This window comes from Pseudomonas sp. HK3 (assembly GCF_052920985.1).
This window is the reverse complement of the sequence record NZ_JBREXD010000001.1, coordinates 1,633,407-1,646,567: the sequence shown is the minus strand read 5'-3', so window position 1 is coordinate 1,646,567 and position 13,161 is coordinate 1,633,407. Positions and strand designations below refer to the sequence as shown.

16 protein-coding genes are annotated in these 13,161 nt (G+C 39.2%); 9 read left to right on the top strand and 7 right to left on the bottom strand.

Annotation, left to right across the window (positions count from 1 at the left end):
- Nucleotides 1-11 precede the first annotated feature (11 nt).
- Entirely contained in the window at nt 12-686 is a 675-nt protein-coding gene (locus ACU6U9_RS07610) for an RNA polymerase sigma factor (protein WP_446734435.1), read from the bottom strand.
- 477 nt (nt 687-1,163) lie between these two features.
- On the opposite strand from ACU6U9_RS07610, the gene ACU6U9_RS07605 reads away from it, so the two are divergent.
- The 4 genes from ACU6U9_RS07605 (at nt 1,164) to ACU6U9_RS07590 (ending at nt 4,069) form a co-directional block, all read left to right on the top strand.
- Nucleotides 1,164-1,790 (top strand): response regulator transcription factor, encoded by a 627-nt coding sequence (locus ACU6U9_RS07605; protein ID WP_446734434.1) that lies wholly within the window; start codon nt 1,164-1,166, stop codon nt 1,788-1,790.
- Between the two features lie 18 nt (nt 1,791-1,808).
- Nucleotides 1,809-3,239: a sensor histidine kinase gene (locus ACU6U9_RS07600; protein WP_446734433.1), complete on the top strand. Its 1,431-nt coding sequence runs from the start codon at nt 1,809-1,811 to the stop codon at nt 3,237-3,239.
- Entirely contained in the window at nt 3,233-3,544 is a 312-nt protein-coding gene (locus tag ACU6U9_RS07595; protein WP_446734432.1) for a hypothetical protein, read from the top strand. Before ACU6U9_RS07600 ends, ACU6U9_RS07595 begins: the two co-directional genes overlap by 7 nt.
- A gap of 114 nt (nt 3,545-3,658) precedes the next feature.
- Entirely contained in the window at nt 3,659-4,069 is a 411-nt protein-coding gene (locus ACU6U9_RS07590) for a hypothetical protein (RefSeq protein ID WP_446734431.1), read from the top strand.
- A gap of 76 nt (nt 4,070-4,145) precedes the next feature.
- Here ACU6U9_RS07590 and ACU6U9_RS07585 read toward each other — a convergent pair whose 3' ends face one another.
- Nucleotides 4,146-5,033 carry a DMT family transporter gene (locus ACU6U9_RS07585; RefSeq protein WP_446734430.1) on the bottom strand — a complete coding sequence of 296 codons (888 nt, stop codon included), beginning with the start codon at nt 5,031-5,033 and terminating at the stop codon, nt 4,146-4,148.
- Nucleotides 5,034-5,114: 81 nt separating this feature from the next.
- Complete coding sequence (locus ACU6U9_RS07580) at nt 5,115-5,915, bottom strand: MipA/OmpV family protein (protein ID WP_446734429.1); 801 nt, start codon at nt 5,913-5,915, stop codon at nt 5,115-5,117.
- 172 nt (nt 5,916-6,087) lie between these two features.
- On the opposite strand from ACU6U9_RS07580, the gene ACU6U9_RS07575 reads away from it, so the two are divergent.
- The 3 genes from ACU6U9_RS07575 (at nt 6,088) to ACU6U9_RS07565 (ending at nt 8,740) form a co-directional block, all read left to right on the top strand.
- Nucleotides 6,088-7,239 carry a sensor histidine kinase gene (locus ACU6U9_RS07575; RefSeq protein WP_446734428.1) on the top strand — a complete coding sequence of 384 codons (1,152 nt, stop codon included), beginning with the start codon at nt 6,088-6,090 and terminating at the stop codon, nt 7,237-7,239.
- Nucleotides 7,232-7,867 carry a response regulator gene (locus tag ACU6U9_RS07570; RefSeq protein WP_446734427.1) on the top strand — a complete coding sequence of 212 codons (636 nt, stop codon included), beginning with the start codon at nt 7,232-7,234 and terminating at the stop codon, nt 7,865-7,867. Before ACU6U9_RS07575 ends, ACU6U9_RS07570 begins: the two co-directional genes overlap by 8 nt.
- A gap of 114 nt (nt 7,868-7,981) precedes the next feature.
- The gene (locus ACU6U9_RS07565) at nt 7,982-8,740 is read left to right on the top strand and encodes an SDR family oxidoreductase (protein ID WP_446734426.1); all 759 of its coding nucleotides are present in this window, start codon (nt 7,982-7,984) and stop codon (nt 8,738-8,740) included.
- 64 nt (nt 8,741-8,804) lie between these two features.
- On the opposite strand, the gene ACU6U9_RS07560 is transcribed toward ACU6U9_RS07565, so the two are convergent.
- The 3 genes from ACU6U9_RS07560 to ACU6U9_RS07550 all read right to left on the bottom strand — a co-directional run bounded on the left by ACU6U9_RS07560 (nt 8,805) and on the right by ACU6U9_RS07550 (nt 9,934).
- Entirely contained in the window at nt 8,805-9,056 is a 252-nt protein-coding gene (locus tag ACU6U9_RS07560) for a hypothetical protein (protein ID WP_446734425.1), read from the bottom strand.
- 44 nt (nt 9,057-9,100) lie between these two features.
- The gene (locus ACU6U9_RS07555) at nt 9,101-9,280 is read right to left on the bottom strand and encodes a DUF1328 domain-containing protein (RefSeq protein ID WP_446734424.1); all 180 of its coding nucleotides are present in this window, start codon (nt 9,278-9,280) and stop codon (nt 9,101-9,103) included.
- A gap of 99 nt (nt 9,281-9,379) precedes the next feature.
- On the bottom strand, nt 9,380-9,934 hold the full coding sequence (locus tag ACU6U9_RS07550; protein ID WP_446734423.1) for a porin family protein: 555 nt from the start codon (nt 9,932-9,934) through the stop codon (nt 9,380-9,382).
- A 306-nt stretch (nt 9,935-10,240) separates the two neighbouring features.
- Here ACU6U9_RS07550 and ACU6U9_RS07545 point away from each other — a divergent pair, with 306 nt between their 5' ends.
- Both ACU6U9_RS07545 and ACU6U9_RS07540 read left to right on the top strand, forming a co-directional pair.
- A complete protein-coding gene (locus ACU6U9_RS07545; protein ID WP_446734422.1) occupies nt 10,241-11,638 on the top strand; it encodes a sigma-54-dependent transcriptional regulator in 1,398 nt (465 codons plus the stop codon).
- A gap of 160 nt (nt 11,639-11,798) precedes the next feature.
- Nucleotides 11,799-12,092, top strand: a complete 294-nt coding sequence (locus ACU6U9_RS07540; protein ID WP_446734421.1) for a hypothetical protein — start codon at nt 11,799-11,801, stop codon at nt 12,090-12,092.
- 111 nt (nt 12,093-12,203) lie between these two features.
- On the opposite strand, the gene ACU6U9_RS07535 is transcribed toward ACU6U9_RS07540, so the two are convergent.
- Nucleotides 12,204-13,103: a LysR family transcriptional regulator gene (locus ACU6U9_RS07535; protein ID WP_446734420.1), complete on the bottom strand. Its 900-nt coding sequence runs from the start codon at nt 13,101-13,103 to the stop codon at nt 12,204-12,206.
- Nucleotides 13,104-13,161: the final 58 nt, after the last annotated feature.

Sequence of the window (13,161 nt, the reverse complement as noted above, 5' to 3'; positions counted from 1 at the left end):
GTAACGCTCTTTTATAAAAAAGGCTCTAATGCTTCTCTTATTTTAACGCGAGAACGAAACAAACGGCTTTTCACCGCCGAAACACTTTCTCCAATTTTCTCAGAGATCTGCTCATAACTATCCCCTTCAAACACATAAAGTGATAATACGTCTCGACTTCGAGATGGCAGTTTTTCACATTGAAGTTGTAATTCACAAATACGATCAAATTGTTCCATATATTGCTCAGGATTCAATAAATCGGATACATGTTCATCGAGTAAATCATCACTACTGAGGTTATATTTATATTGTGGTGATCGATTATAGTGATTACGAATAAGATTAAACGCAATTCCCAGCAGCCAAGTAGAAAACGTTGACCCGCCATTAAAACTTTTAATGCCAATCAAGGCCTGAAGTAATGTCTCCTGATATAAGTCATCGACATAGGATTTATCGTAGCTATTCTTTTTTATAAAGTTTTCAAGCTTTCCTGAGTATTCTTTAATCAGTTGTTCAAATGATAATGAATCACCATCTTTTGCCAGCATAATTAATTCGGACTCCGTAATGGACTGAAATTTCGGGCGCTTCAAATAAGGGGCTTTAATTGGAAGTGCATTCTCTATAGCTTTATTTTCAACAAATTCTTTTAAATTTGTTGATCGACAAATTTCATTGTTCGCTAAGTTATGAATCTCCATTTCTACAACCCCATATAACCTAAATTAATTTTTAGGTTTCATAATATTTATAATTTTTACGGCCAGCAGGCGTCACTTAATTTCGACGAGAACGTTAGCATAGGATGTGAAAATTCATGGGGGTCTTAAGACCTATTGACATAGGCAGAAATTTAAAGATGTATTATTTGATGACAATTTATCGACAAAACCGAACAAGCGCTTGTTTATAGGCGTAATAGGAAAAAATATTTATAGTCCACAATTTTTCTATTGAATTAGAAAGCATATAAGTGTCAGACAATTTAACGTTTGGATGATGCAGAGGAAATAACAATATCGATTATAAAGTTGCAACTTTTATTTAATTTAATACGTAGCTTTACTAAAGTGAGGTATCGACCACAGAAAGTCGATGACGCTTAACGTAAATATTAGATTAAGACCTAGTACTCATAAATTATAAAAATAGACTAGTGTTGCGCTATGGAGATCCACGTGAAAACAATAAAAATATTAATAGTTGACGACCATCCCATCTTTTCATTTGGCTTAGGTCAAATATTTCAATCAATGTTTTACGAGCCAAAAATCTTATATTGTTCATCTGTTAAGAGTGCACAGGCAATCACGGACGAACATTTAGATTTAGATTGGATATTTCTTGATTTAAGTTTAACCGATACTAATGGAATAGCATTAGTCCATTACTGTCAATCACAAAAATACCTATGCCCAATCATCGTTGTTTCTGCATCCGATGACGCAAATATGCTGTCCCAATGCATCGAGGCCGGCGTAAATGGTATGATGTCAAAGAATGCTAATTCATTAGCAATTGAGGCATGCTTAAGCCAAATAAGACAAAAATCGTTTTATATACAGCCCAATATTCAATCAATTATCTCGAGCCAATCTATTGAGCCCTCTATTTCATTGAGCAGTCGCCAAAGAGAAGTTCTACTCTTAATTTCAGAAGGCTATAACAATAAAGAAATCAGTAATATCTTGAATATCGCAATAGGCACGGTGAAAAAACATGTGTCGTTAGTTATGCAACTATTTAGCGCTGACAACCGTACTCATTGTGCTGCTGAAGCCAAAAGGCAAGGCATTATTTTTTAAATCACATGAGTGTTTTACATGAAAGACCCCGCTGCTTTTTTTTCGCAGGCTAGCTATTTATACAAGCACACAATCTCGTGTGCTTTTGTTACCGCGGCTCTAATGACCATTGTTAGTATCGTGATATGGGATCATTGCGACCCTCATCTAATTATAATCTGGCTAATATTAGGTTTAATAAATTTAATTTGTCGTTTTATTTTTAGCCAATATATAGAAAATAAATACGAAACCGTAAAAAGGCCAAAACTGTCAAAATTCCTAATTCTGACATCAGCACTGTACACAAGTTTATTATGGTGCTATTGCTCATTGGTATTTGTAACTGATAATCAACCTGAAATGATTATATTTTTAGTGGCTACCATACTTGGTATTATTTCAACAATGCTGCCCGTGTTGTCAACTTATCTTCCGGCGTTTTATATTTTCTCTGTTCCTATATTTTTATCATTAATATATCGTTTTTATACAATGGGAATGACGAGCCCAGCATTGAGCATTGGTCTTTGTATTACCACCAGCTTAATCATTAGCTACCACTGTCACCGCAGTATTAATCAAAATTTAGAGATAGCAGAGAAAAGTAAAAAATTAGCAAATAAACATGCTAAAAAGCGACATATAGCTGAACGTAAAAGTAAAAATGCAATAAAAGAAAACATCAGCAAGTCAAAGTTTATTGGAACCGCTAGTCATGATCTTCAACAACCATTACATGCAATGGGACTTTGCTTAGAAGCCCTTGAGTTTAACCTTTCAAACCCGAAAGAAGGTAAGGTCATTTTAGATCAGCTTCGCTTATGCCATACCAACTTTATTGATATGTTTACATCTACTATGGAGTTTACTAGCCTAGATTTTAATCATCGCCCCATCAATAAAACACATTTTGATATTAAAAATATTATTACCCCCTTAGTACAAGAGTTTGACATAGAAGCATCTATAAAAGGCATAAAATTATTTTATCATCCAACCTCAATCATTATTTTCTCAGAAGCTAATCTGATTAGGCGACTTATCAGAAACCTGTTAAGCAATGCGGTAAAATATTCAGATTCAGGTAGTATTCACATTAAAACACAGATCATAAATAAAGCCATTCAGCTCAGCATTACTGACCATGGTATTGGTATTTCGAAAGAACATTTATCCTCTATTTTTGATTACACATTTCAACTCAATAACGCAGAAAAAAGCATCAAAAATGGAGCAGGATTGGGCTTAGCTATTGTTCATAAAATTAATAGGCTACTTAATTTAAAGCTTGCCGTTTCATCAAAGAGATTGGAAAAGGTACTCAGTTCAGGTTACGCCTACCGCTTTCAACTCGTCATAATGGTTCATCGCCGCTACCTAAGAAATTTATATCTAATGCGTCCGAAAAAATCGTTTTGGTTATCGAGAATGATGCACGCACTCTTGAAGTGCTTAATGCAATGTTAAAGGCGAGCAACTGTGTTCCATTACTAGCAAGATCAATTCAAGAAGCACAAGAGTTAATACCTCATGGCAACCGAAACCCCGATCTAATACTATCAAATTATCACTTAGATCATGATGAAAGTGGTATCGATGCCATCAAACAATTACGCGCGCAAATTGGCAAAAAAACACCCGCTATCGTTGTCACTGGTGATACCTGTTCTAAGCTTGCACGCACCGTACGTAACCTTGAATTAATGATTATGTATAAGCCAATCTCGATGGGCCCATTAAATAATGCTCTTAAGCAATGCGGGCGAAATTAGCCTTGAGACAAATAATCCTGTAGCTCGTGTCAATCATAACAAGTTAAACCAATGACGAGTGATTGACACAGTGATACTATTTATATCTTTACCATCATGTAAAAGGATTCACTTATGGGATTAATTATTTTACCGCTCATGATTCTATGGTTTATCGCTGCGATATACTCCATACGCATGGGTTATCACCTTATTAGCGTTCACCCGTTGCCATTTGGCCTACCTATTATACTGATAGCACTGGCATGTATTGGTGCTTACGTTTATTTTGGCTTAGCCTCATTTAAAGCTAATAAAGAAATATGGGCATTTGATATTCCGTTCTTTTTCATGACAGGCAAAATAGCTTTAGTTCTATTTACCTTATCTGCCATGGCAAATTTTTTCTTTGCGAAGCAAATTCAAAATGAATACATTTTAGCTGCTCTGTTTATTGTCATGATCACTTTATCTTCTGGTGCATTAATTGGGTCATTCGCATCTGATAGTTTCATTCAAAAACACAACATTAAAGTCACGCATTAAACTGATTAATCAGGCTTTATGCTCCCCACGGGTAAGCTTTCAGATTCAATCATTACTAGTATCTTACAGGGCGTAATCAACCATTAGTTATGGCAGGTCTTATCGCATGGGTCCATCGCTCCGATAAGACCACGCCCACCAGCGTAATGGCGCCACCAATATAATGATAAGTATGCAAATGTTCATCCAATACCAGCATCGCAATAATTGCGGTTAAAATGGGCATTAAGTTGAAAAATATCGAGTTTCGGCTTGGCCCCAAAAACTTAACTCCGCTCATCCAAGCCAGTGGGGCCGCTATCGAAGCAAATAAACACGCATATAAAACCAACGGTAAATTTTGCGTATTTAATCCATAACTGGCACTCATCATAAATAATGGAAACTGCACAACTACGGCAACTATGACTTGTAAATAAAGTAATTGCATCGCACCAAATGGTATCTGCCAACGTTTCAATAACGCACTGTAAAGTGCATACGCAAACGTCGCCATTAACATTAATGCATCACCAAAATTAATGCCTTGATGAGTGATAGCGAATAAGTCCCCTGCCGTCACAACCCAAAGCACTCCAATAAATGACAAGCAAGAACCCAATAAAGCACCGTATGTTAAGCGCTGTCCCAGAGCAATAATAGATAATACCAACGCCATGATCGGCATTAATGATAAAACAATGCCCATATTTACCGCGCTGGTTTTGTCCGCTGCAAAATACGCAAGGCTTTGAAACACTGCCATGCCTAATGAGCCAAGAACAAATACCTTAGCAAGATAAGGCTTGATTGATGACCACGCTTTTATCGTCGGTACAATCATAAATGGGGTCAGAATCACAGCCGCAAACACCCAGCGATAAAAACCAATCTCTGCGGGGTAAATCACACCAACCGTCAGCTTGTTGATAATTGTATTACCCGCCCAAATCAAAACAGCTAAGAGCGGAAATAAGTAATACATAACAAAGCCCATCACAAAATATCAAAGCATTATCCGCTTATACCATGCGAATACTATGATACAGAACTGAAAAGGACTGTTTTACAGATGATAACTAAGCAAAATAAGCATCTCTTGTTTATAGGTTTTATTCACTAGCGGACTATCTGAAATGGCATTATCTAATTTTTCATATTGATAGCGCGCAACCCAAACCCAATGACGCGTCATGGCATAGTGCATGGTTAATGATGAATATGGATTAACCGACTCTGACCCGCCATAGACGAAACGCCCCAGGCTATCATCCGCATTGCTTGCCTTAACACCATATACATGGTCAACGTAATCGGCATCTTGCCAATACACCCCAACGGAACTGAACACTTGAAAACCAGGACCTTTTGACCATAACGGAATATCCAGAACGGCCGTTACTGTTAATCCGTTTGAGACATTTGTAATATCCTGTGCCAACAAAAATTGAAATCGCTCATAACGAAAATGAAAGCGCCCTGCTACTTCACCATGAGGGTCCTTGTAACCTTTGAACACACGGGCATTAGAGGGCGTATCGTCATAATCTAAATAATTATTATAGGTTTCATCTCGATAAACCAGACTCACAGCCAGCTCTACCGGCTCACGCATTAGCACATATTGCACGGGGCCGTGCTCCATTCCGAATCGCCAGTTTTTATACTCTACACTCACCACTGGAACCGATATGTGTTTAAAGCCTTGCCCCCGCCATGGCGTATTCATGCCCAGATAGCCACCGCCTAAGTTATATTTAACCGCTTGTTCATCAGCCTGAGCCATTTGATCAACACTGCCAATTACACAACACAGCATAATGGCCAAGATACCAGTGGATTTTCGAGTATTATTCGTATTTTTCATTAGCATGCGTCCAAGTTAAACTTAGAAAATAATAAGCCAACCTGTATGCTAAGGCATGTGTCAAATGTCACGACTGACCAGGCTATATATCATGACATTTGCACTATGTGGTTCAAGTGCGAACCATGAGAGAATCCGGTATTAGGATATACGTTAAGTGAAAGAGCATTCAGTGAGCATTTTAAACCGTTGGGACTTTGTTCTAACCTTACTCACAACATTAAGTGTCGCAGGCGCCACTTTTTATAGTTGGCTGTCTTTAGACACTCCCGCGCATCATTCGTTGCCAGTTAATGTATATAGTGTATTGGCTGTTAGTCTTTTTTTTATTATGTTCATATGTTTTTTGTATCATCTTGAGTTCAAAAAAATAACCAATAGGCATTATTTTTTTCAGGCTAGTTTATACGGCGCCATCATCAGCGTATCTGCCATTTTGTTTTTATTCTCAATTGGCTTTCCCGCTATACTCATGATTATTTTGGTGGCTAAACTGGCCGAGGTAAAATCGCTTACGTTTTGCTTATTGATCGCGATTGGTTTTCCATTATTAACAGCGGTCTATCATGAATGGTGGCTAGACGAACAACATGTTTTTATCAGTGCTTTTCTATATATGTTATTCAATATTTTTGCACTAATGGTCAGTTTAAAAAATATTTCAGAACGTAAAGCGAAAGAATATACCGCTCACTTACTGCGTGAATTAAAAGCCACTCAAGCACTGCTATCCATCACATCAAAGCGTGACGAACGATTAAGAATATCACGAGACCTTCATGATGCATTGGGGCACCACCTCACGGCATTAAGCTTGCAGTTAGAAGTAGCTTACCATACCGATTCCTCTCAAAAAAATGAGCATATTGAAACGGCCCAAAAGATAACAAAGCTGCTGCTGAGTGATGTACGTGAGGCAGTTTCTGATATTCGTCATAATACAGATATCAATATTATCCAGTCTCTAAATGCTCTAACAGAACACGTGGACGGTATTCAACTGACATTATATGTAGAGCCAAACCTAACATTAACCAACGTCAGGCTAGCCGACGCGATGTTACGCTGTGTACAAGAAGGAATAACCAACATGCTCAAGCACAGTAAGGGCACTCATGGCCAAATACACTTAGAGAAAAATAACAATCAATTAGCATTACGCATACAAGATAATGGCAAAAGCACACAAAGCATTCAACCTGGCAACGGCCTCACTGGCATGCAAGAACGAATCGAACTATTAGATGGCAAACTAAATATTCAAAAAAATGAAACCGGCTGTCAATTACTGATTCACCTACCACTGGATCACGCCCATGATTAAAATTTTACTTGTTGATGATCAGAATTTAGTACGTGAAGGCATTAAAGCATTACTGCAATTGACGCCTCAAATGAGTGTTATCGCAGAAGCCTGCGATGGTGACGAAGCGTTAACCGCATTGGAACAATACTCACCCGATATCATGCTATTAGACCTACGCATGCCAAAACGAGACGGCTTAAGCGTACTTGAAGCCATGCAACAAAAAAATATAAACGTGCCTACCTTAATTCTTACCACCTTCGACGAACATGACCTTGTATTAAATTGTCTAAAGTTAGGCGCCATGGGTTATCTAAAAAAAGATGTCAGCTTAAATGATTTAGTTTGCGCCATTGAATCACTAGCCAAAGGCATTCCATGGGTAAAGCCCGCCCAATCTGTCACTCTGACAAAAAATAAAGCGCACATATCCTACACCGACACACATCCTTCTTGTGAGTTAACCGCGATTGAAACCCAGGTTCTTAATTTGGTTGCAGCCGGCTATTCTAATCATGAAATAGCCGATGCGCTGCATAAGTCGGTCGGCACGGTTCGTAATCAAGTCTCCTGTATTTTGCAAAAATTAGGCGTGCGCGACAGAACACGAGCGGTTTTAAAAGCAATCGAATTAGGCTTCATCTAACCTAACCCCATCATTAGTCTTATTAATAAAGCAACATGCATAGAATCCATTTCACCTAGCGAGCACTTAGCGCTAATCTTGAGTCATGATTGATTCATATTAATAGGACGTGCTATGCAAGATTTTAACGATAAAGTGGCCATTATCACTGGTGCAAGTGCCGGTATCGGTAAAGCAACGGCGATGGCTTTTGCTCAAGGCGGCGCTAAGGTCGTTGTTGCTGACATTAATCAGCAAGATGGTGAAGCAGTCGTAAATGAAATCACACAAGCAGGTGGTACCGCTATGTTTGTACCGTGTGATGTAACAAACGACCAGCAGGTGATGTCGTTGGTGGATGCCACCATTGAAGCCTATGGTAAACTCGATATTGCATTTAATAACGCAGGCATTGAAATAGAACAAAGTAAACTTGCCGATGGTGAGGAAGGCGTATTTGATAAAATCATGGACGTCAACGTCAAAGGTGTGTGGCGTTGTATGAAGTATCAAATTCCTGCCATGCTCAAAAATGGCAGTGGTTCTATCGTCAATACCGCATCAGTTGCCGGTTTAGGCGCAGCCCCTAAAATGGCCATTTACAGTGCCAGCAAGCACGCCGTGATTGGGTTAACTAAATCCGCCGCGGTTGAGTACGGTAAAAAAGGCATTCGTGTCAATGCCGTTTGCCCAGCCGTTATCGATACCGAAATGTTTCGCCGTGCAGCTGAAAGTGATCCACGTAAAGCGGAGTTTGTGGCCGGTATGCACCCAGTAGGCCGCATCGGTAAAGTAGAAGAAATAGCCGAAGCCGTTATGTATTTGTGTTCATCTAATTCTGGGTTTACCACAGGTATCGCTCTACCCGTAGATGGCGGTCATACAGCCGTTTAATAAGTAGCAGGCATAAAAAAGCCCGAATAATCGGGCTTTTTTATATCAAACCATCAAATTTTGATTATTTGATTTCGTCAACACCGTCTTCTATTTGCTCACCCACTTCTTCAGCTGGGTTTTGAAATGGCTCTTTCATTTTATCGCCCACTTCATCTGCGGTGTCTTTGATTTTTTCACCCGCATCGTGCGCCATTTCTTTGGTGTTTTCGTAAGCTTCATTCGCTTTGTCACTGGCTTTATCTGCTGTGTTGTTATCACATGCAGCCAATGTCAATACAAGCGCCGTTACTGATAGAGCTGATACAATTTTCATGATGTTCTCCTTAAAGTTAATAAAAAATATTTTTTAAATTTGCTTTACGATATATTGGGTTTTTTACCCTTTATCAATCCTAAGATTAATGAAATTGCAAATAACACAATAAAGATAAAAAACAACACCTTAGCAATACCAACCGCCGATGACGCGATACCGCCAAATCCAAACAACGCTGCAACTATAGAGACTACAAAAAACACGACTGCCCAATGTAACATATCTTTTACCTCACTTTTTAGCTAGTTTATTTCGTTTTGCTTAATGCTCGGTAACACAGAGTTGTGAACTGGCTTAGCAAATTTTATAGCGTGGTTTAATTAAAATGAAAACTGAGCTGACACAGAAATCATATCCAGTTCTGGGTCGATATTTTCATCCAATTCATAACGATCATAATCAACTCGGATATCAACTGAGTCACCAAGACCAATTTCTAAACCAACACCTACAAAAAAGTCTTCGCCGTCAACGGTTTCTTTAAGCGGAAGATTATCCACTTTGTAATCGGCTTCCCAAATTAACCAACCACCACGAGCTCTAATTGCAAGATAATCACCAATTGGTACACCTAGGGTTAAAGCCGCCGATACACCTTCTATTTCAGATTTTATAACGCCATCTTCACCATCACTAAAAGATAAATAAGTCACCTCGGCACCCACAACGTCCGTTGCTTGTGCGCCTAAAAAGATTTTTCCAACCGTATTTTTATCACTAAATTTTTGATCGTTATCACCGTCGTCAAATTTAAATTTATATTGGCCGTAACCTGCACCAATATATCCATGCGGCTCTGCAACAGCCGCTGATGGCGTTAATGACAACATACCGAGAGTGGCAATCGTGCTAATAGTGGTAATACGTTTTAACATGGTTAGTCCTTTTTTTGTTGAACACGATTACCATAGAGCAACATGCATGCCAGAAAAAAATAGCGTGTTTACTGGGCTAAAACCCCTATTTAGGAAGAATATATGGTTGAAAATCACCAATGAAAAATATATTTGGTTGAAAAGACCCGAATCACTTTTATTGTTTGTTCGATATAATCAACATATTTATAAATAGATAAAGACATTAACTTTATACAAATATAAGATCGGCCCTTTCAATACGAGCACTTGCTTCTATGTTATCACTAGGCAATAAGTTCAAGAATTTTTCAAAGGAAAACATACATGAAGAAACGATTGCTGGTCATTAAAGATGACGTACAAAATAGTGAGAGTTTAGCGAAGTACTTTAAAGCAAAAGACTGGCATGTTGATCTTGTTGATAGCTTAACAATGGTAAAAGATCATTTGTCGGATGATGACTATTGCCCCGATGTCATCCTCGCAGACCTAGATGCGTCTGCAGATGAAATGATTAACAACAGCAATGAACTACAAGCACTTACTAATTATTCAGAGTGGATCTTCACTCATGACCCTGAAAAAGACATCAATGTCGATGAAATTGACGACCTAGCGTACGATATTTTATCCAAACCCGTTAAAAACAGCCGCTTAGAAGTGGTGGTTACTCGCGCCCATCGATTAGCAACGATTAATCGTCGCCTTATCAAATCCAGCAATACCAATAAACAGCTTTACCAAATAGATAGTTACCTTGGGCAAAGTGAAGCGGCTAAGCATGTAAGGGAGATGCTCGGCGTACTCGCTGAAGCGCCTATAAGTGCCGTGACCATTGTTGGCGAAACAGGCAGTGGTAAGGGCCTTGCTGCTCGCATTATTCACCACTGCGGCCTTAACAGCGATGGCCCTTTAATTGAGATCAACTGTGCAGCGTTGCCTAAAGAGCTGCTTGAATCACAATTGTTTGGTCATGAAAAAGGCGCATTTACGGGTGCCAATGAACGTTTCCGCGGTTTATTTGAGCAGGCCCATGGCGGCACATTGTTTTTAGATGAAATTGGCGATATGGATCTTGATCTTCAAGCCAAGCTGCTCAAAGCATTGGAAGATAAAAAAGCACGTCGTATTGGGGGTGAGCGTGAAATAAGCTTTGATGTACAAATCATTGCCGCGACGGGTGTTGATCTAGGCGAAGCAATGGATAAAGGAGAGTTTCGAGATGACCTTTATCACCGCCTTAATGTGTTTTGTGTCAGCCTACCCTCATTAGCCCAGCGCAAGGAAGATTTAGTCGAACTCGTACCAAGCATTATTCAAGAGTACAACAAAAAAGCAAACAAACGCGTCACTGTAGTAACAGACGATGTATGGGAGCAACTGTTTAATTATTCTTGGCCAGGTAATATTCGTGAATTGCGCAATGTTGTTGAACGTAGCGTATTGTTATCTAAAGATGAAGAGCTACCAGCTAAATGGTTACAGTTAACTGAGACCTGTGACATAGATGACAAAGAATGTACGAATGATGTGCCTAAAAACGCAATCACAATTCATTTAGATGGCAGCATGAAGCTTGATGAAATGGATAGCTTCATTATACAAACAGCACTTGAACAAAATGATTTTAATGTTTCGCAAACCGCCGATATTCTTGGCACAACACGAGAAACATTGAGATACCGCATTCAAAAATACAATCTAAAAGATAAAGCCTCTTAAAAAGAAACCTCAGTGGCTCAAAAGCACCATCAAATGGGTTAAATACACCATTTTTTGAACCACTTATTAGATAACACCCTATGAAATGGCTGTTATACAGTTGGCACAATTGCTGCCTTATTATAGTTGCCTTATAACATAGGAGAAAAGGAGCACTATAATGAGTGACGTCGAATTATACCGAGAGAAATACGAAGCTAAATTGGATGAGTGGGAAGCTGAAATTATGAAATTGAAAGCAAAAGCTCGCCAAGAAAAATCCGATGCCTCCATTGATTTACAACATAAAGTTGATGATTTAGAGGCAAAGCATGCACTGCTAAAAGAAAAGCTGAGTAAACTATCCGATGACGGTGGCAATGCTTGGCGTAAAATAAAGTCAGGCATTGAAAAAGCGGGGTCGGAGTTAGGCGGCTCAATTAAAGCGGCTGTCCATACATTTGATAAATCTTAAAACCTGCATCAATAATTGAGCCTGCTTTTTTGCAGGCTCAATTACCTTTATTTTATACAAAATATATTCTCATAAACAGATCTATCGCCTCTCTTACCTGCATCATCAACCTTAATTTAAAATAGAATCTTTTAATAAACGCGCGGCTAAAATATCAATAAATGAACGAATTTTAGTGGATGCGTTAGGGCCTTCGCGGTGAACAATGTGTACCGGCAAAGGAGGCAGCTGAAACTGGGTCAAGACACTTTTTAAACGCCCAGACTTTAACTCTTCGCCCACTTGATAAGACAACACACGACTAATTCCTAAACTTTCATTAGCTGCATTAATCGCAGCCTGATTAGTATTAACCAGTAGTGTAGGCATGATACGCACTGATGTTTCTTGCTTATCTTGATGAAAGTGCCAGTCATAGGTCATATCCCCAAAGCTTGAAGCAATTAACGTATGGGCTTTTAAATCTTGTGGTGTATCGGGTAAACCATTTCTTTTTATATATTCCGGTGATGCCACCAACTGCAATGACACTTGACCCACATGACGAGCATTCATCGTAGAGTCCGGCAAATGACCAATACGCACACCCACATCAAATCCTTCTTCGAGTAAATTCACCACCCTATCAACAAATACGCAATCAACCGTTGTTTGTGGATAATCATTGAGGTACTTCACGACTACCGGTAAAACATTCTGCTGCCCAAACAAAACAGGGGCCGTCACTCTTAGCAAGCCCTTAGGTTCGCTGTGAATCCCCTGTACCGCTTCATTCGCTCGCTCCACATCTTGCAATATGCGTTTAGCATCTTCTAAATAGCGCTGCCCAGCTTCGGTGGTTTTCACAAAACGCGTGGTACGAGCCAGCAGCTTCACCCCTACCTTTGCCTCTAGAGCCGCAATCGCCCGAGTGACCGCCGGTGGTGACATATGGAGCTGACGACTGGCCGGAGCAAAACCCTGTAACTCTGCCACTGCCACAAACACAGTCATAAGGTGTAATTGATCCATTATTATTCCACCAATCGAAATAATATATTGTGCATTACGAGTATTCTTTAATCAAACG